We start from the raw sequence: 22,370 nt of genomic DNA on the forward strand, positions 1-22,370 counted from the left end.
AAATGAGTGAACATAATCCATATAGATAAATATATTTGTACAAATTATTAATGCTTTGGACATACTTCCACCATCCTGTAAAAATGTACTTGTAATTGAAGATAATCATGCCATTCTGGACGTGATTACTTTAATCCTGCAAAGCGAATCTTATAAAGTGACAGGTTTAAACAAGAGTGCAGATATGATGCTCCATATTGAACAGTTTAAACCTGATCTGATTATTCTTGATATTATGCTTCCGGATGGCGATGGCCGCGATCTGTTAAAGGCTTTACGATCTGAAGCCAGCACCGCAGATATTCCGGTACTGATGATTTCTGCGAGATATACTGCTGAAAACGTACAGCACGGAGAATTTAAGCCAAATGGCTTTCTTGCAAAACCATTTGACATTGATGATTTACTGGACAGGATTGAAGGAATTCTGGCAGGGAAGCTGTATTAAGCGCCCTTTCTCTTATCGAGACTTTGCATCAGTTGAGTGTAAAGATCGTCACTGCTTTCCTCCCTTGGTTTCAGCTTTTTAACTGTAGCGCGTTTACCCTTAGCCTTTGCTTTTATAATCTTCAGCAGATCTTTACTGTATTCATCTTTGAAGCTCTCAATGTTAAATTCTGCAGTAAACTGCTTGATCAGGGCAAGGCCCATATCCAGTTCTTTTTTACTTACTGAGCTGGCTTCAGGAACTTCGAGTTCATCATATTCCCTCACCTCTTCCTGGAAACGGATTTTTGTAACCACAAGCACATCACCCAGCGGATGGATGACGCACAGATTCTCCGTATTTCTAAAGACAAACCTGGCCACCCCGGCTTTACCGGATTTAACCAATGCTTTTAAAAGTAAAGCATAGGCTTTCTTGCCCTGTTTCTCTGGCTCTGCATAATAGGATATCTCATAATAAATAGGATTGATGTCATTGATACTGACAAAATTCTCCAGTTCGATCATTTTGGTTTTCTCCGGACTTGCATCTTCGAAATCGTGCTCGTCAAGGATCACGTACTGGTTATTAACCAGGTATCCCTTTACAATTTTATCATAAGGCACTTCTTTATTGGTGCTTTCATTCACCCTTTTAAACTTGATCCTGGAATGGTCCTTACTATCCAGCATATCCAGGTCGAGATGGCTGCTTTGCACAGCAGAATAAAGCTTTATAGGGATATTCACCAGTCCAAATCCTATAGATCCTCTCCAGAGTGTTCTCATAATCAATTGATTTTATCTATTTTAACAACAGGGTTTATCTTTTGTTTGCTGTGCATTACCTGCTAAACAGATAGTCCACATGTTTTCGCCCAAACATTGCAAATTCAACTGTGTTATATCTTAAAAAAATTACATGAAAACATTTCTTACCATGGCGTTAACGCTTATCGTATCAATTACCTATGGGCAACTGAAACCTGTATCCTATCAGGATGGCAGTCAGAAATTAAACGGATTTTCTATCGCTCCTGCAAAAGGTGACACGAAAAAAGCCGGTATCCTTATCCTGCCTGCCTGGATGGGAATTGATAAACATTCAAAAAGAGTTGCGGCAGAGCTGTCACAACTGGGCTACCATGCTTTTATAGCAGATATTTATGGTGAAGGCAATTATCCAACAGATGTGAAAAGCGCTGGCATCAAAGCAGGTTATTATAAAAAGAATATTACTGAATATCAGCAGCGTATCAAACTGGCTATGCAGGAACTGGTAAAATCCGGAGCTGATGCCTCCAGGATAGTAGTGATCGGTTATTGTTTTGGTGGTACTGGTGCTTTAGAAACCGCCAGAGAGAACTTTCCGGTTAAAGGTATTGTTTCCTTTCACGGGGGGCTGGACAGGGATAGTACGCGTACCATTAATCCAATTATGCCTAAGGTACTGGTATTGCATGGTGCAGATGATCCTTATGCTCCGGTTCCGGTAATATTGGCTTTTCATAAGGAAATGAGAACAGCTAAGGCCGACTGGCAAATGATCTATTACGCAAATGCAGTGCATTCTTTTACAGAAGCTGAAGCCGGGAATGACAACTCAAAGGGTGCGGCCTACAATGAACTTGCAGATAAAAGATCCTGGAAACATATGCTGATGTTTCTTGACGAAGTATTAGCAAGATAGCTAATACTTCAAATATATAAGATATGCTATTGTTGTGCTTTTAATAGTGCAACGATGGCATCTTTTGATAATTTTTCCTGATCGCCGGTATGCATATTTTTCAAAGTCAGTATTCCGCTTTGGATTTCGTCACTCCCAATCAACACTACATAAGGTATAGATTTATCATCGGCATAGCTCATTTGCTTTTTTAGCTTCGCTGATGCAGGATAAAGTTCAGCAGCTATGTCTGCTTGCCTTAGTTGTTGTAACAGCGGCAGAGCGTATATTTCAGCTTCCCTGTCGAAATTACTGATTAGCACCTTCGTTCCGGCAGCGGCAGATTCAGGAAACAGATTAAGTTCCTGCATTACGTCGTATATCCTGTCGGCACCAAAAGAGATCCCCACACCCGTGAGGCCTTTTAATCCAAACATTCCGGTAAGATCATCGTAACGGCCACCACCTCCAATACTGCCCATAGCTGCCTCATTGGTTTTGACTTCATAAATACATCCGGTATAATAGTTCAGACCACGCGCCAGGGTAATGTCAAGTTCGAGGTCTGGCTTTTTGAGCTTACTGTTTGAAAGCAGCCCTTTTACATAAGAAAATACGGTCTCAATTTCTTCGATCCCTTTCAATCCTACTGCTGAGGCGGCAAGTACAGTTTTTAGACTTTCCAACTTTTCTTCATTGGTTCCCTGAAGTAAGATCACAGGTTTCAGTTGCTCAATATCCTGTTCTGTAAACCCTCTCCCGATTAGTTCTTTGGTTACCCCTTCAAAACCAATCTTATCCAGTTTATCGATAGCTACAGTCATATCCACAATCAGTTCAGGCTTGCCAATAATCTCAGCGATACCGGAAAGGATCTTACGGTTATTGATCTTGATGGTAAAATCGGTCATACCAAGATTACTCAATGCCTCCTGGTAAATCAGCACGAACTCCGCCTCGTTCAGCAGGCTTTCAGAACCTACTACATCTACATCACATTGGTAGAACTCCCTGTATCTTCCCTTCTGCGGGCGGTCGGCGCGCCATACCGGCTGTACCTGAAAACGCTTGAAAGGTAATGTTATATCATTCTGGTGCATCACTACGTAACGCGCGAAAGGCACAGTGAGGTCATACCTCAATGCTTTTTCACTAATCGAAGAGATAAGCGCATTGGAGTTCATCTCTGAAAGATGACCAGCATTTGCTTTTGAAAGATAGTCTCCTGAATTCAGGATTTTGAAGATCAGTTTGTCGCCTTCATCGCCATACTTACCTGTCAGTGTAGATAGATTTTCCATTGAAGGAGTTTGTATCTCAGCGTAACCATATTTCTTAAATACCTTTTTAATGGTATCAAAAATGTAATTACGTTTCACCATTTCCTGCGGTGAAAAATCACGGGTTCCTTTAGCTAAGGAGGGTTTAATATTCGACATGGCTGCAAAAGTACAAAAACTAAAAGGCATAAAAAAAGCTGCCGAAGCAGCTTTTTAATTATTTGAGATTTATTAAACCAATAATCTAACTGGTTCTTCCATCAAAGCTTTGAATGTTTGAAGGAATGCAGCACCTGTAGCACCGTCAACCGTACGGTGATCACAGCTCAAAGTAACTTTCATAATATTTCCCGGAACTACAGCACCATTTTTAACAACAGGTACCTGTGATATTCCTCCGATTGCGAGGATACAGGAATCTGGTGTGTTAATGATTGCAGTAAATTCATCAATACCGAACATACCTAAGTTAGATACGGTGAATGTAGAACCTTCCCAATCAGATGGCTGAAGTTTTTTTGCTTTAGCACGTTGTGCAAAGTCTTTTACTTCTGCAGAAATGCGTGACAGTGATTTACCATCAGCAAAACGAACTACAGGAACAAGCAGGCCGTCTTCAACAGCGATTGCCACACCGATATTCACATGCTCATTGTAACGGATCACATCACCTCTCCATGAAGAGTTCACATTAGGGTGTTGTTTTAAGGCAACGGCAACCGCTTTTACAACCAGGTCATTGAATGACAATTTCACCGGAGAGAACTCATTCATTTTGCCACGTGCAGCAATTGCAGCATCCATGTCAATACTCATTGTAAGATAGAAATGCGGTGCTGTAAACAGACTTTCAGATAAACGTTTCGCAATTACTTTACGCATCTGCGATACTGGTTTCTCTGTAAATTTCTCTTCACCTAAGTAAGCAGCCAGCACTGGGGCAGCTTTCTCTGCAGGTGCAGCAGTTCCTTCAGCAGCTTTTGCCGGAGCAGCAGCAGGCTTAAAGTTTTCAATATCTTTTTTGATGATACGTCCACCATCAGCACTACCTGAAACCTGTGAAAGATCTATTCCTTTATCTTTAGCGATTTTTTTAGCCAGCGGAGAAGCTTTCAAACGTGCGCCGTCAGTTGCAGCAGCAGGCTCTTCAGCTTTCGCTTCAACAGCTGGTGCAGCAGCAGCTTCTTTTACAGGAGCGTCAGCAGTTTTATCAGCTACCGGTTTCGCAGGGGCATCACCCTGGTTAAGTATTCCGCTGATGTCAAATCCTTCAGGACCAACAATCGCAATGATACCGTTTACTTTTGCAGCAGCACCTTTTTCTACACCAATGTGCAGCAGAGTTCCTTCTGCATAGCCCATCACTTCCATAGTTGCCTTATCGGTTTCTACGTCAGCCAGGATATCATCATTTTTAACTTTATCACCTACTTTTTTATGCCATTCAGCAATTACGCCTTCAGTCATGGTATCGCTCAGCAATGGCATACGTACAACAGTTACACCTGCTTTTTCCAGGTCTTCGTCTGTTAACGCTGCGCCGGCTGCTTCAGCTTTCGGTGCTTCTTTTTCTTCAGCAGGTTTTTCTGCAGGTGCTTCTTCCTTTGCAGGAGCAGCGCCACCTTCAGCGTCCAGAGCAGCTTTATAGTCTTCTCCTTCTTTACCTATAACGGCAATTACTGCATCAACGGGAACGGCTTTACCTTCTTCCACGCCGATGAACAGCATTACACCATCCCAGTAAGATTCAAGATCCATGGTAGCCTTATCGGTTTCCACTTCAGCAAGTACATCACCGCTTTTTACTTTATCGCCAACTTTTTTGTGCCACTTAGCCATTACCCCTTCGGTCATGGTGTCGCTCATCTTGGGCATTTTAACTACTTCAGCCATTCTATATTTTATATTGAAAGAGTTCTAAATTAATCCAGGATATATGGATAGTCGGATTGTACGTATACATCAGTATATAATTCTGATGCTTCTGGCCAAGGAGACTCTTCGGCAAATTTAACAGAGTGATCAACAGTCTCTTTCACTTTAGCTTCGATTTCTTCGAACCAGGCTTCGTCAGCATACTTTTCTTTCAGTATAACTTCTCTTACCTGCTCAATAGGATCTTTAGCTTTATATTCTTCTAACTCGTCTTTGGTACGGTATTTTGCAGGGTCAGACATTGAGTGTCCGCGGTAACGGTAAGTTCTCATTTCCAGGAATGTCGGTCCTTCACCATTACGTGCACGCTGAGCTGCTTCATCCATTGCATTGTGAACAGCAACAGGATCCATTCCGTCAACAGGAGCACATGGCATATCGAAACCTAAACCGATTTTGTATATCTCAGTCATGTTTGTGGTACGCTCTACAGAAGTTCCCATCGCATAACCATTGTTCTCGCAAACAAAGATTACAGGAAGTTTCCATAACATCGCCATATTAAAGGTTTCATTCAGTGCGCCCTGACGAACAGCACCATCACCCATATAGCAAACATTCAGATTGCTTGTTCCTTTATATTTTTCTGCAAAGGCGATACCTGCACCCAATGGAATTTGTCCACCCACGATTGCGTGTCCGCCATAAAAATTATGTTCTTTGCTAAACATGTGCATTGAACCACCTTTACCTTTAGAACAGCCCGTAGCTTTACCGTACATCTCGGCCATGATACTGTCAGCGCTCACTCCCAATGCCAGGGCATGGGCGTGATCACGGTAAGTGGTGATCATAGAATCTCCAGGTTGAAGGGCCGAAATTGCCCCGGCGATTACCGCCTCCTGACCAATATATAGATGACAAAAACCACGGATTTTTTGTTGTCCGTAAAGTTGACCAGTTTTCTCTTCGAATTTACGCATCAGCAACATCGACTCGAACCACTTCAGATAGGTATCCTTATTAATTTCTACTGCACTCATTTTTGGCTATTGATTTTATTTATGAGAGCAAATCTACTTTTTTATTGCAATAAATCGAAGAAATAGTGTAAAATGAACGACATGTTTACATATTAATGTGACAAACGGATTTTTTCCACAAATTACATTTGGATAACATATCTAAAATACATAGTTTTGAAAAACCTGACAATAAGCCCGCAGTGGTGTAAGTTTAAGTGCAAGTACGTTTTTACCCAAACTTAAAAGTGTAACATGATAAAAAAGTTTTTGTTTTCTACCTTTATTGCCTTGTGCAGCATCACTGCCTTAAATGCACAAACAACAAAAGAAACCAATAAATTAGAAGATCCTGATAATTTAGCATCACAATATTTCTCTCAGGTAATGGGTGTTGCGGTTGACGCGACATCAAACATTAAGCTTTATAAATTCGTTTATGAATGGATCGGAACTCCTTACCGCTTCGGAGGCAGCTCCAAAAAAGGAATCGATTGTTCTGCCTTTACTAAAGCGATTTATGACAAGGTTTTTAATACGACACTGTTAAGAAATTCAAGAGACATCTTCAGCATGGTTGATCCCCTGCCAAAAGACGAATTAAAAGAAGGCGATTTAGTTTTCTTCAAAATCAAAAGCTCAAGAATTACACATATCGGAATTTATTTAGGTGACCACCGCTTTGCACATGCATCTTCCTCAAGGGGCGTTGTGATCAGTAATCTTGATGAACCTTATTATGCACGTCATTTCTACAGAGGCGGACGTATCATTGAATCTGCGAAGAAAGAACTCATTGAAGAATAAAATTGAAATTCTCATTTAAATCATACGGTCCTTCTAATTATTTTAGAGGGACTTTTTTTTTGATAATCCTACACCAGCATGACGGCATATAAAAGAACCAGCAGCATCCGGATCAAAGTTTTAGGACAAAGCCTTCTGGGTATGGCTACAGCACTAATCCTGATCAGCTGTGCGGGCAGTGCAACTATTATTGGCCAGACAGCTGAGGCTGACACACCCGCCGTATTCAGAAAAGATACCATCTCGATTGTGGCTGTAGGTGATATTATGCTGGGTTCTGCATACAGGTCAAAAGCAGATCTGCCGCCGGATGATGCCGCAGGCAGTTTTAAACATGTCAGTTCTTTTTTAAAAGGCGATGTTGTTTTTGCGAACCTGGAAGGATGTTTCCTCGATAGCGGGAAATCAACAAAATGTAAAGACACCACAGGCAACAGTTGTTTCGCCTTCAGAATGCCCGAGCATTATGCCGGTATCTATAAAAAGGCTGGCTTCAATCTGTTGAGCATGGCAAACAATCACGTTGGCGATTTTGGTCTTGCCGGAAGAAAAAGAACCTCAGAACTACTGGATTCGCTGAAAATAAATTATGCCGGCCAGACCAGCCATCCCTACACTATTTTTGAAAAAGACAGCGTAAAATATGGCTTTTGTGCATTTTCACCCAATGACTTCACATTACAGATTACAGCTATTGACAGTGCAAAGCAACTGGTATCATTTCTGAAAAAACAGGTAGATATTGTGATCGTATCCTTTCACGGTGGTGGCGAGGGTGCGAAATTTGAACATGTGCCAAGGCTGAATGAAATCTTTTATCAGGAAAACCGTGGTGATGTGTATGCCTTTTCGCATGCTGTAATTGATGCAGGTGCCGACCTGGTTTTGGGACATGGACCGCACGTGACCAGAGCTGTGGAGGTCTATAGGAATAAATTTATCGCCTACAGCCTCGGTAATTTTTGTACCTACGGGCAGTTCAATCTGAACGGCCCGAACGGTTTTGCACCACTGCTGAATATAAAACTGAATGGCCGCGGAGACTTTCTTTATGCAGATGTGGTTTCTACGAAACAGACTAAACTGAGCGGCCTGACAATCGATCATAACCATACTGCCTTTAAAAAGATCGTTTCCTTAACGGATTCTGATTTTGCCGGACACCGGTTATCTTTTGCCAGCCAGCAAATACAAGTCAAAAAGGACTAAGCCTCGTCTTTTGTGTTTTTCACCAAACTGATACCGGAAAAAAAGAAGACAACACCGATCAGTCCTGCAACAAGCAGCGAACGGGTGTCATTGTCATGTTTTACAAATCCATAGCCTGTATAGATCAGACCGATAATACCCAATACTGTTAAAATTGTTCCGAAAGTACGTTTTACGTTCATAGTGTTTTGTTTGATTCAATGCTTTTGTTACAATATCTGTGCCTCATTAATTTAAGGTGGCGTAATATGATCCCTGGTAAATTCCGTATCTTGAAAAAGTTTAAATTTAAAATTCTCAATTTATGGGTTACGGGTTATTAATTTTCCTTTTTATAGTACTGGTTATATTGTTTAGCTCGTTTGTAACAGTTAAGCAGGGCACCATAGCAGTGGTTACTATCTTCGGCAAGTACAGGCGCCAGCTAGGGCCAGGCCTCAACTTTAAGATCCCGCTGATAGAGATGATCCACTCAAGGATCTCTATACAGAACCGTTCGGTAGAGCTATCTTTTCAGGCGGTCACACAGGATCAGGCAAATGTATATTTCAAAGCAATGTTATTATATTCGGTATTGGATCATGATGAAGAAACAATTAAGAATGTAGCTTTTAAGTTCGTGGATGCCACCAACCTGATGCAGGCACTCATCCGTACCATTGAGGGTTCGATCAGGGCTTATGTGGCCACCCAGAACCAGGCGAATGTGCTTGCCCAGCGGAATGAAATTGTGCTGCACGTAAAAGAAGAGATTGACAAGGTTCTGGAGTCCTGGGGATATCACCTGCAGGATCTTCAGCTGAATGACATTACTTTTGATGAAGAGATCATGCGCTCGATGAGCCGTGTAGTTGCTTCAAATAACCTGAAGGCTGCCGCCGAAAATGAAGGCCAGGCCTTACTAATCACCAAAACCAAAGGTGCAGAAGCTGATGGGAATGCCATTAAGATTGCTGCTGCTGCTGAACGTGAAGCTGCACAGTTAAGAGGCCAGGGCATTGCATTGTTCCGTGCAGAAGTTGCACACGGAATGACCAAGGCGGCACAGGAAATGGAAGAAGCCAATTTGGATATCTCTGTGATCCTTTTTACTATGTGGACAGAATCTATCAAACACTTCGCTGAGAACAGCGACGGTAACGTGATCTTCCTGGACGGTTCTACTGAAGGGATGAATAAAACGATGAAGGAAATGATGTCTATGCAGCTTTCCAAACCGAAGGATTCTTAATATAAGAAAGGGGTGTACTTAATTCAGGCCTTATGCTGCGGAAATGCAGCATAAGGCCTGAATTAAGTACACCCCTTTTCCTATTTATACCAGATAGATAACCAGATCCATCGGGATCAGGTATCGGCAGTATATGACTATTTTTTAAGTTGTATATAATCTGCCATTACATGCATGGCCTCATCTTCAACGAAGTCAAAAGTTTCATCTTTCTTGATCTTATCGCCTTTTTTCACTGCAGGCAATCCTCTTGATGCCCTCAGCTTGTTGATCTTTTCTAAACTTTTAGCTTCAAGGCTGTCTCTTTCTGCTTTCAGCTTGTTTTCGTTCAGTGTTACAGAAGTCTCGGTATCACGTTTCTTCATGTCCTCAATATCCTGAATCAGCCCTTTGTAGTCAAGGGATTTTTCCATTCTCTCATTGTGACGTTTAACCAGTTCAGGTTTGAGACTGGTAAGATCTGCAACAGCAACAAAATTAGAGCGCTGAACTTCATCCCATGGCAATGCCGATGTTTCTGTATCCTCGCCGATTTTATCCATAGGATAGAAAGAAGGCAACACGATATCAGGCATTACACCTTTATGCTGGGTGCTGCTTCCGTTTACACGATAAAACTTAGCCATGGTCAGGTTGATCTGACCTAGTTGAGGGGTTGAATCCTTGCCTCCTTTGATTGCCAGGCCTGATGAGTTTGGTCCTTTCTGAACCAGTGCAGCCAGGCGCTGAAGAATAGAAGGGTTAACAAGTTTGTTCAGATCGATAGAAGATTGTACAGTACCTTTACCATATGTTTGTGTACCTACAATAATTCCCCTGCCGTAATCCTGAATCGCGCCTGAGAAAATCTCAGATGCTGATGCGCTCAGCCTGTCTACCATTACACCGAAAGGACCATCCCAGGCAACACCCGGATGTTCGTCTTCGCTCACTTCAACATTACCTTTCAGGTCTTTTACCTGTACAACCGGTCCGCGGTCAATGAACAGACCTGTCAGGTCTATAGCTTCTACCAGTGAACCACCACCGTTTGCACGAAGGTCCATCACAATAGCATCCACCTTATCTCTGTTTTTCAGGGTATCAATCAGCAACCTTACATCGCGGGTTGTACTTTTGTAATTAGGGTCACCAGCATTTGCTGCTTTAAAATCAGCATAAAAACCAGGGACAGTGATAATACCTATTTTATAGGGCTTTCCATTCGACTGAATGGTTTTAACTTCTTTTTTGGCCGATTGATCTTCCATCACAATCTTGTCTCTCATCAGCTCTATTATTACTGGCTTTGACGACATTTCATGTCCTACAGGGATGATTTTCAGTCTTACTTTAGTGCCTTTTGGACCTTTGATTTTTGCTACGGAGCTTTCAATTCTCCAGCCGATAATATCCTCAAAATCTCCTGTAGCCTGTGCTACCCCAATGATCCTGTCGCCTGCATTCAGCAGTTTGCTTTTAAACGCAGGACCGCCGGGAATAACTTCATCAATCTTCAATACGTCATTCTCCAGTTTGAGACGGGCACCTATTCCTTCAAAAGAACGGGCCATTTCTTCATTGAACTGCTGTGCATTTGTTGGATTGAAATAGTTGGTATGCGGGTCAATTGTTTCTGTGAACGCGTCCATAATGGTCTGGAACACATCCTGATTATTCAGTTTAGACGACTGTGATTTAAGGTTCTGGTATCTTTTTGTAAGTGTTTCTACATTTTTAGTATCTGCAGTTCCTGCAATGCTTAAATTGATCAGTTCGTATTTTACCCTTTTTTTCCAGATATCGTTCAGTTCAGTAGTTGAGGCTACCCAGGGCATTTTCTCACGGTCGAAGACGTAAGTATCATTCTGGTTAAAATCATATTTATCCTTGATATGTGCGATTGCATAATCAAGTGTTTCATTATATCTTTTGGAATAAACGTTGAAAATATAAAAGGGAGCACTCAGGTCGCCTGCCCTGAACTGATCGTCCAGCGTGGTTCTGAATTGCTCAAAATCTTTGATATCAGAAGCCAGGAAATAGCTTCTGTACGGATCGAGGGCCTTTACATATTTGTCCAGGATAAGAGAAGAGATAGAATCATTCAGCGTTATCTTTTTATAATTGTAATTTTCAATCAGCGCTACAATTTCCTTACATACCAAACTCTGCTGTTCATCAGGCTTAATATTAGGGATTCCTTCAACCAGTCTCTGTGGTTTTGGAGCAGCCTGACAAGCTAATATGGCTGCGGTGAAGGTTACCAGTAATATTCTTTTCAACATCTCTTTAAATATTTTAAAATCCATTTTTATAGTAAGAACCAATATGATACCAATTTCTCAAATAAACAGAAAAGAGACAGTATAATACTGTCTCTTTTCTGTAATCTTTCCCAAATATAATTAAATCTGCGGTAAATACATGGCTTTGACCATTGTATACCGTATTTAAGAGTGGCACAAACAGTTATTTCCTAATATAGGAAAAATACGTTTAATTCATTTACATTACTCTTTTCTTCTCTGCAATAGTTGTCCTTGCCTGTTTGATTTGCCCTTTAAACTGACTGATCCTGGAGTTTTTGGCGAAAACCTCTGCCCTGTTGATATCCTTAATAGCCATGGTATATTCCTTTTTCCGGATTTTAACCTGCACCAATCCCAGGATAGAGTCGATATATGAAGTATTATTGTTGACCTGTCTGGCTAGTATCCCCTGTTGGGTATAAAACCACATCGACTGTGTCAGTTTGTTTGCTGCCAGGTATATCTTGCCCAGCTGACTATATGACGCCATCTGTCCGCTGCGGTTTCCATAACGTGAATAGGTTTTGAGCGCTACGTTTAGCACGACCTGTTCTGCTTCAGTATAATGCTCAAGCAAATAGTGAACGTTGCTTAACCTCAGGAGAGAAATACCGTAACGCGAATAATTCCCTGAGTTATTGTATTCGAATGCAGCCTTACCAAAGAGTGTCAGCGCATCATTCAGATCGCCCATCTTCTCATTCTTTTCAGCTTCCTCGAAATAAACATCCCCCTCTGCTTCTTCTGCACCAGAAGTAGCAATAATGATTGAGCCACCTCCGGAATTAGAGTCCTGCTGAGTAAAAGTATTCGTTTGTGCGATTGCCGGAGCGCTAAAAACAAGGCAAATCAACGCGAAACATAGTTTATACATGTAACAAAGATATGTCTTTTTAATTATATATCTTTTTTTTAGTTGAATACCTGCAAGTTACCGTCAAAGGATGCCCAAACCATGTAGGGGTGAGAATCTGTATGATAAACCTCGCCATTTGCAGCAATGCCGATTACCCCGGCGAAGCCACCTATAGCTTTCAGCTCTGCGAAAGATTTATCACAGGCATCTTTGAGCATAAATCCATCCGTTACCCGGGTAACGATCCTGGCCGATAAAGCAATACTGACAATATCTTCACCTACACCTGTACAGGAAATACCTGCAGCAGCACTTGCGTAATTTCCGGCTACAGTAGCCGAATCACTTACGCGGCCTGGGATTTCGAAGCCTTTGCCGCCCGTAGAGGTGGCCGCGGCGATATTGCCCGCAGCATCCAGGGCTACACAACCCACTGTTCCTTTATTGTTTTGCTGGTTGAGCTTCAGTTCATATTCCGACTGGCGCTGAGGGGTAATGGGATCGAAGAAAGGAAAATCATTCTTCCTCGCAAAATCCAGTGCACCCTCTCCGCTCAGGACAGAATCCTCATATTTCAATAAGACTGAAGCCAGCTGTACTGGATGCTGAACATCCTGAATATTAATTACTCCAGCAAATTTTTGCGTTTTGCCATCCATAATGGAGGCACTCAGCCTCACTTTGCCGTCACTCTGAATTTGCGAGCCCAGTCCTGCATTAAAAAGAAGATTATCTTCCAGCAGGCTTACGGCGTAAGCAACAGTCTCCAAAGCCGTATGCGATTGCAAAAATTGATAAGAGACAGTAGCGATTTCTGCCAGCGCGTCCTGCTTGGCTTTTTTAGTTTCCTGGTTGGTAGCGGACTCACTAAAAAAACCTCCATGTATAATCAGCTTCATTGATCTAATATTGGGGGATTACTTTGGGATGGTGTATAGTTAACTGATGGTCGGTAAGATCATAAGTATCGCCGTCACACATCACATGTACAATCATATTTTTTATAGAAACGGGTTGTCCCATCTCTACATCTGTCAGATTGGTATCGCTCATATGCCGTCCGTCAACCAGGATCACCATGCCTGAGCCAATGGCTTCCATCATATTCCCGTTTGAGATATATAAACCTGTATCTTCACCGAGTCCTATACCAAGTATCCCGGGACTGCTGGCAGTAGCATAAAGCAGCCTGCCGATACGGCCACGTTGTACAAAATGAGTATCCACGATCACTCCGTCAATAAATCCTAATCCGGCTGTGATTTTAACCTCGCCTTTCAACAGTGCATCTTTACTATTGCCCTGGTAGATCATATTTTTTGAGCTTGCTGCTGCCCCTGCCGAAGTTCCGGCAATGACAATTTCTTCGTTCTCATATTTGTCGAGCAGGATCTGGTGTATAGCAGTACCTCCGAAAATAGAGGACAGACGCAACTGATCGCCACCTGTAAAAACCAACACCTCTGCCGCCTTTACACGTTCACAATTAGCCAGGTCATTTGCCTGTTCCCTGTTACTGATATTCAGTACACCTACATTGTGTACATCCAACTGGGCAAAAGCCTTGATATACTCTTCGCCAACTTTTTCAGGAACCAGAGATGCAGTGGTAATGATCTCGAAACGGGATGCCGTATCTTTTACTGATTCTGTAGTAATACGTTTTAATATGCCTCTCTCAAAAAAATTCATATTCTGAGGAAGCCCGAATTGGGTCTCAGTAAAGCTGCCGGTATTTATTGCACCGCCAATAATAATCAATTTCCCTTTTGGAGCCATTTTATTTATTTTCTTATCCTAAAATTTCAAATATATATTCTAAACTTTAATTATTACCATATTTTCATCAGTAAATCACAATTATTAGCAAAAATGAAATTTTAGCGAATATCATTTATCTCTGTTGAAAAGGCATAAATATTTTTTTCGTTATAAATTGACATTGTTTGATTAGATTTAACCTCAATTTATGCTGAGCATTTTGAGGATTAACCAGGAGCAGGAACGACACTCGTGTTGGCTCTATTACCTAAAACTAGAATAAACAAAACATGAAATCAGCAGCATTACATTTCTATTTTTTCATGTACAACCTGCTGCAAGCTTCATAACCTATAAGTCAAATAAACAAAATATGAAAATACTCGGCATCCAAGTGCTAAGAGGACCAAATATCTGGTCGATCAACAGAAAGAAACTAATTCAGATGAGGCTTGACCTGGAGGACATGGAACAACGTCCTACAAGCTCAATTGAAGGATTTGGCGATCGCCTTGAAAAGATGCTGCCAAGTTTATACTCGCACAGGTGCTCTAAAGGTGAACCCGGCGGTTTCTTTTCACGGGTGAAAGAAGGCACCTGGATGGGACATGTCATAGAACATATTGCCCTGGAAATCCAGACGCTTGCAGGAATGGATACTGGTTTTGGAAGAACGCGTACAACTAAAACTGACGGCATCTACAATGTTGTATTCAGTTACCTTGAAGAAAAATCGGGTATATATGCAGCCGAAGCCAGCGTCAGGATAGCGGAAGCGCTGATTGACAATCTGGAATATAATCTGGAGGCTGATATCCAGCGTTTGAGAGAACTGAGACATTCGGAAATGCTTGGCCCAAGCACTGGCTCAATCGTAGATGAAGCCATAGCAAGAGATATACCCTGGATCAGGCTCAACAAGAGCTCGCTTATCCAGCTGGGATACGGCAAAAACCAGGTTAGGTTCAGGGCTACCATGACAGAGAGAACAAACAGTATCGCTGTAGACATCGCCGGCAATAAGGATGAAACCAAGCGCATGCTGAAAGATTCTGCTATTCCGGTTGCTAAAGGTGTGACTATTTCGGAAATAGAAGACCTGGAGGACGCTATCAAAACGGTAGGTTTCCCGCTTGTCTTTAAGCCTCTTGACGGTAACCATGGTAAGGGTGCTACAATTAACGTTAAAACAGAGGAAGCCGCAAAAGCTGCTTTTGAATATGCCAAACAGTATTCAAGAAGAATAATTATTGAAAGTTTTATTACCGGTTATGATTTCAGGATCCTGGTAATTGACAATAAAATGGTAGCCGCAGCATTGCGCGTGCCGGCGCACATCACCGGAAACGGGGTAAATACCATACAGGAATTAATTGACAAAGAAAACGAAGACCCCAGGCGTGGATACGGGCATGAAAATGTACTCACTGAGATTATCGTAGACCGTGATACACTGGATTTGCTGAGTAAAAAGAACTATACACTCGAAACAGTAGCACCAAACGGAGAACTGGTTTACCTTAAATCTACAGCTAACCTCAGCACGGGTGGTACTTCAATCGATGTAACTGATCTTGTTCACCCACAGAATATTTTCATCAGTGAGCGTATTTCGAGGATCATCGGGCTGGATATCTGCGGAATCGATGTCATGGCGCAAAACCTCACCCAGCCGCTTACAGAAAATGGCGGTGTAGTTCTTGAAGTCAATGCCGCTCCGGGGTTCCGGATGCACCTTGCCCCAAGTGAAGGATTGCCCAGAAACGTTGCTGCTCCGGTGATTGACATGTTATATCCTCCGGGAAAATCTGCCAGGATACCCATCATCGCAATCACGGGAACAAATGGAAAAACCACTACAACGAGACTTGTTGCCCATATTGTGAAAAGCAACGGTACCCGCGTTGGTTATACAACCTCTGACGGTATATATGTTCAGAATACATTGCTGATGAAGGGTGATACTACCGGTCCTGTCAGCACTGAGTTTATCTTAAGAGATCCCACAGTTGAGTTTGCAGTACTGGAAACCGCACGTGGCGGAATCCTGAGGGCAGGTCTTGGATTCAACCGTTGTGATATCGGTATCATTACCAATATCCAGGAAGATCACCTTGGCATATCAGATATTCATAATCTATCTGATCTGGCCAGGGTAAAAGGCGTAGTGATTGGTGCTGTTAAGAGAGACGGATGGGCAGTACTGAATGCAGACAACAAGTATTGTGTGAAGATTGCCCATAATGCAGACTGTAAGGTTGCCTACTTTAGTATGGATGAGAACAATCCTGTGATTGCAGACCATTGCAAAAAAGGCGGTACGGCAGCAATTTATGAGAATGGATATATCACAATCAAAAAGGGTGACTGGAAGATCCGTGTAGAGAAAGTAACACATATCCCGCTCACATTTGGCGGAAGTGTAGATTTTATGATCCAGAATGTACTTGCAGCAACGTTGGCTACCTTCCTTTATGGCTATAAAATCGAGGATATCCGTATGTCGCTTGAAACATTTATTCCCTCAGCAGCACAAACGCCGGGTAGAATGAATGTTTTCAAATTTAAAGAATTCAAGATCCTGGTAGATTTTGCCCATAATCCTGATGGATTTAACGGGATTAAAAACTACTTGAAAACTGTAGAAGCGACTGAACATATAGGTGTGATATCGGGTACTGGCGACAGAAGAGACGAAGATATTAGGGAAACTGCACGTATCGCGGCACAGATGTTCGACAAAATCATTATCTGTCAGGAGAAATATCTGCGTGGCAGACAGCAGCAGGAACTTATTGATTTGCTGATTTCCGGGATACATGAAGTAAATCCTAAAATGGAAATCATCATCAATAATGATGGTGCGGATGCCCTGCAATTCCTGGTAGCAACTGCCAAATCAGGTTCATTCATTACCATCCTGAGCAATACCATTGATAATGCCATTGACAGGGTAACGGAGTATCTCGATAAGGAATTCGGGATATATAATTCAAAATAAAAACAAAAAAAACCGCAGCGGAACATCCACTGCGGTTTTTTTATATATGAAAGAAGACTACGCCTGTGAATCTCTCAATGCTTTAATCTCATCATGTGAAACTCTCAGATCAGCTTTTTGCTCTGTGATCAGGGCTCTTGTATCTGCTGACAATCCTTCTTCTTCCAAAGCCATTTTGTATGCTTTTTGAGCGGCATCTTCACCACCTTCACAGTTGTTCAATACTGTCTTACGGTCATGGCCTGTGAATATTGCTTTAACATCCATCCATGCACGGTAAATTTTACCTGAATTGGTTGTTCCTGTTTCCAGTTCTGTACCGCTGCCCTGCACTGCAGTAGCTAAAGCCAGTTTATGTTTATGACTCTGACCAACCATTTTCACGAATAATGCTTTCAGATCACTGTCTTCAGGAGAAAGCTCTTCAATTGCTTTTTCATAACCAGCAATTCTATCGTTATTAATTTGGATCAGGTCGTTTAATGTTTCGGGGTTTACTGCAATATTTTCCATTTTTATAAGGTTTTGATGTACGGAAAGAACACCCGTTTTATAAAAATGTTTTTATAAATTTTGCATTAAGTCAATTTATCCTTTAATTCTTCTATTAGTTCTTTGGCTCTTTCTTCGATTGTAAGGAACACAGGATCAAATAAATGATCATCGTAGTAAGGGTCTGTAACGTCCAGGTTTTCTGTGAGGAACAAGCTTACTTTCTTACGCTGCTCATCATTTGCCGCCAGCTTTAATACATCCCTAAGATTGTTTCTGTCCATCACCAGGATCTGGTCATACTCCTCCAGCATCCGGGAAATGAAATGCTGAGCGCGCTGCTTTGAAATATCGTAGCCATAACTCTTTGCAACCGCAATACTTCTACTGTCTGCAGGCTGCCCTACATGCCAGTTTCCTGTCCCTGCAGAAGCAATCTCCCAGTCCAGCCCATTATCAGCAGCCAGTTGCCGCACAATACCCTCCGCAAGCGGAGAACGGCATATATTGCCCAGGCATACCATCAGGATTTTCATCTTAGCCATAGATATCATTCAGGATTTGTGCCAGGCGAACTCCCCCTTTCAGCAATTGTTCATTCAGCAGTTCAACAAATACAAAATTATAGCGATAACTTAACTTATCATCTGCTTTAGTCTCTGCATATATTTTATTGCATGCCAGATACGACTCATATACTGTTTCTTTAAGGGAATCATGACGCCATTTATTCAACTGTTCTTTAGTTGGGTGATTAATCGCTGCAGCATATTCCGTGTAACTCAGCTGCTGATAATCGATCAGCTGTTCATCCCAGACACGGTGAAGGTTAGAACGCTGGCCAAACCAGCTGAGGTTTACTTTATTGCCGCCAAGATCATCTTTTCTGGCTGTATGCATCGGCTGGTGCACATCACCCAGAAAATGGATCAGCAGACGCATAGCCATCTGCTTTTCTGCTGCAGTTTTCTGTTTGTTTTTGAGGATAGCGATCATTTCAGGGATCTTGTTATAAACATTTACCTGTTTATCCGTGTCCAGAAAGTTAAATACGCCTTCCTGGTCAAGTCCGCCGGGAAGATTTACATAGTGCCAGCTGCTAAGATAGTTATAAGTACTGTCAGATTTGATAAAATCAGGCCAGTTACTTGCCATTGCCGGACTTTCAGTACCCAGAACCTGAGCTACTCCCTTACGGGCTTTTGCCGTTAAATAGAAATCGGCAATCTGCCCTACGATCCTGTGTCCTGTCATTCCCCAGGCACCAGCAGTTAATGGCAGATAAGCAATAATTGCAATCGCTATACAGGCCTTTTTTATTTGATGAACTAAAATCATGTTTGTTTTTTATAATTCCTGAGGTACACAGGTTATTTTTTGTTTAAGCACCAGGTTAACATCACGCTGGTCGCTGAGCCCCTGCAGAAACAGGTGATTTGCATCTGAAGATTTAACGATAAAGCCTTTTCTATAGACGCCTACTGTATAACATCCTGATACTTTTTGCTTGTAGTTATCTTTGGTGTACGTCCCTTCGAGGAACAAACTATCCTTCCTGACCTGGTAAACTCCTTTTGCATATTCCTTCCAGACCCCGTTATTGTAACATGGATCTTCGTAATAATTGACCCTGGAATGTGTGGTAAGATCTACATAAAAGGAATCACAGGTGAATTTGATATGGTACTTTGTATAATTGAGCAGCTTTTCTGAATTGGCAACACTGTCCTGGTTCCATACACCCTGTAAAAATAGTTCTCCATTACCCTGCACGTTTGGGCGTCTCTCACAACTGAGAAACGCCGTCAAACAAAGTAGAGCAATTAGATAATGGTATTTATTCATGCTATTTTAAGCTACCTACCATATCTTCAGGTTTCACCCATTCGGTAAACTGTTCGCTGGTAAGCAGTCCCAGTTCAACAGCGGCTTCACGAAGTGTTTTATTTTCTTTATGTGCTTTCTTAGCAATTTTCGCTGCATTTTCATAACCGATATGCGGATTTAAAGCAGTAACCAGCATCAGCGAATTTTCAAGGTGTTTTTTGATCTCCGGCAAGTTAGGCAGGATACCAACAGCACAGTTGTCATTGAATGATACACATGCATCGCCCAGTAATCTTCCTGATTGTAATACATTGGCAGCAATTACCGGTTTAAAAACATTCAGTTCGAAATGGCCGTTGCTTCCACCAATACCTACAGTTACGTCGTTACCCATTACCTGTGCACAAACCATAGTCAGTGCCTCTGGCTGTGTAGGATTAACTTTACCTGGCATGATCGATGATCCCGGCTCATTGTCAGGGATAATAATCTCTCCAATTCCGGAACGCGGGCCGGAACTTAACATTCTCACGTCATTTGCTATTTTCATTAAAGCTACCGCTGTACGTTTGTATGCAGCAGAAAGCTCCACCATTGCATCATGTGCCGCCAGCGCTTCAAATTTATTCGGAGCAGTTACAAAAGGTAATCCTGTAAGTTCAGCAATTTTGGCTGCCACCAATACATCATATCCTTTTGGAGTGTTAAGCCCAGTTCCTACTGCTGTACCACCTAAGGCCAGTTCGGTAATCATTTCTAAGGCATTTTTCACTGCCCTGATACTGTTGGTGATCTGCTGCGCATAACCTCCAAATTCCTGGCCCAGTGTCAATGGGGTAGCATCCATGAAGTGGGTCCTGCCCGTTTTCACGATATCGCTGAATTCAGCAGCTTTGGCCTGTAAGGTCTGCTGCAGTTTCTCCAGTCCCGGAAGGGTAATCTCCACAGCCTGTTTGTATGCCGCTATGTGCATCGCTGTAGGATAAGTATCATTTGAGGATTGTGACTTATTTACATCATCATTCGGATGAAGGATTTTCTTTTCATCGGCCAGATCGCCGCCGTTCAATACATGCGCGCGGTAAGCGATTACCTCATTTGCATTCATATTGCTCTGCGTGCCCGATCCTGTTTGCCAGATCACTAATGGGAACTGCTCATCCAGCTGACCGGCGATCACCTCATCACAAGCAGAAGCAATCCATGCCGCTTTCTCACTTGTCAATACACCTAATTCCTGATTAGCCAGTGCTGCTGCTTTTTTCAGGTAGCCAAAAGCATGGATAATTTCCTTGGGCATCGAAGCCTCCGGACCAATTTTAAAATTATTACGTGAACGTTCAGTTTGTGCTCCCCAGTATTTATCGGCAGGCACCTGCACTTCGCCCATGGTGTCGTGTTCGGTTCTAAAATTCATTTGTTCTATAATTTTGAACCAAAAATAAGGTTTATATGCATATGTGAATGTAACGTATATCATAATGTTTAAAACTCTTTTGCGTTTAAAGGGTAATTATTGTTTATTTTTCCGGCTTCAAAAAATACCTATCCATACAATGACCTACCGTACCATTCTACCTGTGGCTGTTCTGGCCACTTTTCTATTTAATGCTTGTTCACACGCTGAAAAAAAGACCGAAGATCCTAAAGTCCGTACCGTCAATGATGACAAGAAAGATAGTCTCCTTCTTGTTTATAATCCGGCCAAAGGCGACAGATGGATCGCTGATTTTGTTCAGAACCTACATAAAAAATACGGCTTCAATGGAAACATGCTTGTTGCAAAAGACGGCAAGATCCTGTATGAAAAAGCCATCGGCTGGGCTGATTACCTGCACCGGGACAGTCTGAAGATCAGTTCCGAATTTGAACTGGCCTCTATTACTAAGACTTTTACAGGCGTAGCCATCATGCAGCTGGTTGAGCAGGGCAAGATTAAACTGGATGACAACGTTAAAAAGTTCTACCCTAATTTCCCTTACGAAGGGATCACTGTAAAGCTGTTGTTATCTCACCGCAGCGGGATGATGAACTACGTGTATTTTACTGACGGCATCTGGAAAGATAAGCGAAAACCAATGAGTAATACGGATGTGATGGACCTTATCGCGCAGTACAAGCCTGGACGTTATGCTGCACCTGACACCAGGTTCCATTATAATAACTCCAACTTCATGGTGCTGGGCGCAATCATTGAGAAGGTAACAGGCAAGAAATATGCAGATTATATGATGGCCAATGTGTTTAAACCGGCAGGCATGAAACATACCCATGTGTACTCAACTACGGTTTATCCAAAGATCCCTGTTGATGTGGTTGGGCATGACCGTACCTGGAGATATTCTGTAGTACAAAATTTCCTTGACGGCCCGGTGGGTGATAAAGGGGTTTACAGTACGGTTCATGACCTGGTATTGTATGACAACGCATTGAAACAAGGCAGACTGCTGAAAAAAGCCAGTCTTGACTCCGCTTACACAGGTCACAATAAACCAGTAAACGGCCACTTTAACTATGGTTACGGATGGAGAATGTTTGATGGGGACAAAGGACGTAAAGTAGTATACCACACTGGCTGGTGGCATGGTTTCCGCCACATTTATGTGCGTGATCTTGATAAAAA

The 22,370-nt window shown here is 42.2% G+C and carries 21 protein-coding genes; 7 read left to right on the plus strand and 14 right to left on the minus strand.

The annotated features are described in order from the left end of the window. Positions 1–55 precede the first annotated feature (55 nt). Positions 56–448, plus strand: a complete 393-nt coding sequence (locus tag ABWY16_RS11495; protein WP_353904789.1) for a response regulator transcription factor — start codon at positions 56–58, stop codon at positions 446–448. Here ABWY16_RS11495 and ku read toward each other — a convergent pair. Next, the gene (ku, locus tag ABWY16_RS11500) at positions 445–1,215 is read right to left on the minus strand and encodes a non-homologous end joining protein Ku (protein WP_353904790.1); all 771 of its coding nucleotides are present in this window, start codon (positions 1,213–1,215) and stop codon (positions 445–447) included. The genes ABWY16_RS11495 and ku overlap by 4 nt on opposite strands. 133 nt (positions 1,216–1,348) lie before the next feature. Between ku and ABWY16_RS11505 the strand changes: the two genes are divergently transcribed. Further along, positions 1,349–2,116, plus strand: a complete 768-nt coding sequence (locus ABWY16_RS11505; RefSeq protein WP_353904791.1) for a dienelactone hydrolase family protein — start codon at positions 1,349–1,351, stop codon at positions 2,114–2,116. Between the two features lie 26 nt (positions 2,117–2,142). Here ABWY16_RS11505 and hisS read toward each other — a convergent pair whose 3' ends face one another. The 3 genes from hisS to pdhA form a co-directional block, all read right to left on the minus strand. After that, the gene (gene hisS / locus ABWY16_RS11510; protein WP_353904792.1) at positions 2,143–3,534 is read right to left on the minus strand and encodes a histidine--tRNA ligase; all 1,392 of its coding nucleotides are present in this window, start codon (positions 3,532–3,534) and stop codon (positions 2,143–2,145) included. A 72-nt stretch (positions 3,535–3,606) separates the two neighbouring features. Further along, positions 3,607–5,268 carry a pyruvate dehydrogenase complex dihydrolipoamide acetyltransferase gene (locus ABWY16_RS11515; RefSeq protein ID WP_353904793.1) on the minus strand — a complete coding sequence of 554 codons (1,662 nt, stop codon included), beginning with the start codon at positions 5,266–5,268 and terminating at the stop codon, positions 3,607–3,609. Positions 5,269–5,297: 29 nt separating this feature from the next. Further along, the gene (gene pdhA / locus ABWY16_RS11520) at positions 5,298–6,293 is read right to left on the minus strand and encodes a pyruvate dehydrogenase (acetyl-transferring) E1 component subunit alpha (protein ID WP_353904794.1); all 996 of its coding nucleotides are present in this window, start codon (positions 6,291–6,293) and stop codon (positions 5,298–5,300) included. Between the two features lie 234 nt (positions 6,294–6,527). Here pdhA and ABWY16_RS11525 point away from each other — a divergent pair, with 234 nt between their 5' ends. Together ABWY16_RS11525 and ABWY16_RS11530 are read left to right on the plus strand one after the other, a co-directional pair. Further along, complete coding sequence (locus ABWY16_RS11525; protein WP_353904795.1) at positions 6,528–7,079, plus strand: C40 family peptidase; 552 nt, start codon at positions 6,528–6,530, stop codon at positions 7,077–7,079. A gap of 78 nt (positions 7,080–7,157) precedes the next feature. Further along, on the plus strand, positions 7,158–8,288 hold the full coding sequence (locus ABWY16_RS11530) for a CapA family protein (protein ID WP_353904796.1): 1,131 nt from the start codon (positions 7,158–7,160) through the stop codon (positions 8,286–8,288). On the opposite strand, the gene ABWY16_RS11535 is transcribed toward ABWY16_RS11530, so the two are convergent. Further along, positions 8,285–8,470 (minus strand): hypothetical protein, encoded by a 186-nt coding sequence (locus tag ABWY16_RS11535; RefSeq protein ID WP_353904797.1) that lies wholly within the window; start codon positions 8,468–8,470, stop codon positions 8,285–8,287. The genes ABWY16_RS11530 and ABWY16_RS11535 overlap by 4 nt on opposite strands. Before the next feature lie 122 nt (positions 8,471–8,592). On the opposite strand from ABWY16_RS11535, the gene ABWY16_RS11540 reads away from it, so the two are divergent. Beyond that, positions 8,593–9,519: an SPFH domain-containing protein gene (locus ABWY16_RS11540; RefSeq protein WP_353904798.1), complete on the plus strand. Its 927-nt coding sequence runs from the start codon at positions 8,593–8,595 to the stop codon at positions 9,517–9,519. Between the two features lie 137 nt (positions 9,520–9,656). Here ABWY16_RS11540 and ABWY16_RS11545 read toward each other — a convergent pair whose 3' ends face one another. The 4 genes from ABWY16_RS11545 to ABWY16_RS11560 all read right to left on the minus strand — a co-directional run bounded on the left by ABWY16_RS11545 (position 9,657) and on the right by ABWY16_RS11560 (position 14,445). Then, complete coding sequence (locus tag ABWY16_RS11545; protein ID WP_353904799.1) at positions 9,657–11,786, minus strand: carboxy terminal-processing peptidase; 2,130 nt, start codon at positions 11,784–11,786, stop codon at positions 9,657–9,659. 220 nt (positions 11,787–12,006) lie between these two features. After that, the gene (locus ABWY16_RS11550; RefSeq protein ID WP_353904800.1) at positions 12,007–12,684 is read right to left on the minus strand and encodes a hypothetical protein; all 678 of its coding nucleotides are present in this window, start codon (positions 12,682–12,684) and stop codon (positions 12,007–12,009) included. A 38-nt stretch (positions 12,685–12,722) separates the two neighbouring features. Then, complete coding sequence (locus tag ABWY16_RS11555) at positions 12,723–13,565, minus strand: isoaspartyl peptidase/L-asparaginase (RefSeq protein ID WP_353904801.1); 843 nt, start codon at positions 13,563–13,565, stop codon at positions 12,723–12,725. Positions 13,566–13,569: 4 nt separating this feature from the next. Further along, positions 13,570–14,445: a cyanophycinase gene (locus tag ABWY16_RS11560; RefSeq protein WP_353904802.1), complete on the minus strand. Its 876-nt coding sequence runs from the start codon at positions 14,443–14,445 to the stop codon at positions 13,570–13,572. 355 nt (positions 14,446–14,800) lie between these two features. On the opposite strand from ABWY16_RS11560, the gene cphA reads away from it, so the two are divergent. After that, complete coding sequence (gene cphA, locus ABWY16_RS11565; RefSeq protein WP_353904803.1) at positions 14,801–17,428, plus strand: cyanophycin synthetase; 2,628 nt, start codon at positions 14,801–14,803, stop codon at positions 17,426–17,428. A gap of 57 nt (positions 17,429–17,485) precedes the next feature. Here cphA and ABWY16_RS11570 read toward each other — a convergent pair whose 3' ends face one another. The 5 genes from ABWY16_RS11570 to fumC all read right to left on the minus strand — a co-directional run bounded on the left by ABWY16_RS11570 (position 17,486) and on the right by fumC (position 21,164). Continuing rightward, positions 17,486–17,941: a ferritin-like domain-containing protein gene (locus tag ABWY16_RS11570; protein ID WP_353904804.1), complete on the minus strand. Its 456-nt coding sequence runs from the start codon at positions 17,939–17,941 to the stop codon at positions 17,486–17,488. A gap of 65 nt (positions 17,942–18,006) precedes the next feature. Next, positions 18,007–18,456, minus strand: coding sequence for a low molecular weight protein-tyrosine-phosphatase (locus ABWY16_RS11575; RefSeq protein ID WP_502930996.1), 450 nt, complete (start codon positions 18,454–18,456; stop codon positions 18,007–18,009). 1 nt (position 18,457) lies between these two features. Continuing rightward, positions 18,458–19,258: a S1/P1 nuclease gene (locus tag ABWY16_RS11580; RefSeq protein WP_353904806.1), complete on the minus strand. Its 801-nt coding sequence runs from the start codon at positions 19,256–19,258 to the stop codon at positions 18,458–18,460. 9 nt (positions 19,259–19,267) lie between these two features. Continuing rightward, on the minus strand, positions 19,268–19,765 hold the full coding sequence (locus tag ABWY16_RS11585) for a fumarate hydratase (protein WP_353904807.1): 498 nt from the start codon (positions 19,763–19,765) through the stop codon (positions 19,268–19,270). Position 19,766: 1 nt separating this feature from the next. After that, the gene (fumC, locus tag ABWY16_RS11590; RefSeq protein WP_142529327.1) at positions 19,767–21,164 is read right to left on the minus strand and encodes a class II fumarate hydratase; all 1,398 of its coding nucleotides are present in this window, start codon (positions 21,162–21,164) and stop codon (positions 19,767–19,769) included. Between the two features lie 139 nt (positions 21,165–21,303). Between fumC and ABWY16_RS11595 the strand changes: the two genes are divergently transcribed. After that, positions 21,304–22,370: serine hydrolase domain-containing protein (locus ABWY16_RS11595; protein ID WP_353904808.1), on the plus strand; the 1,067-nt coding region annotated here is incomplete at its 3' end.

It is taken from the genome of Pedobacter sp., assembly GCF_040513095.1.
Taxonomy (GTDB): Bacteria; Bacteroidota; Bacteroidia; order Sphingobacteriales; family Sphingobacteriaceae; genus Pedobacter.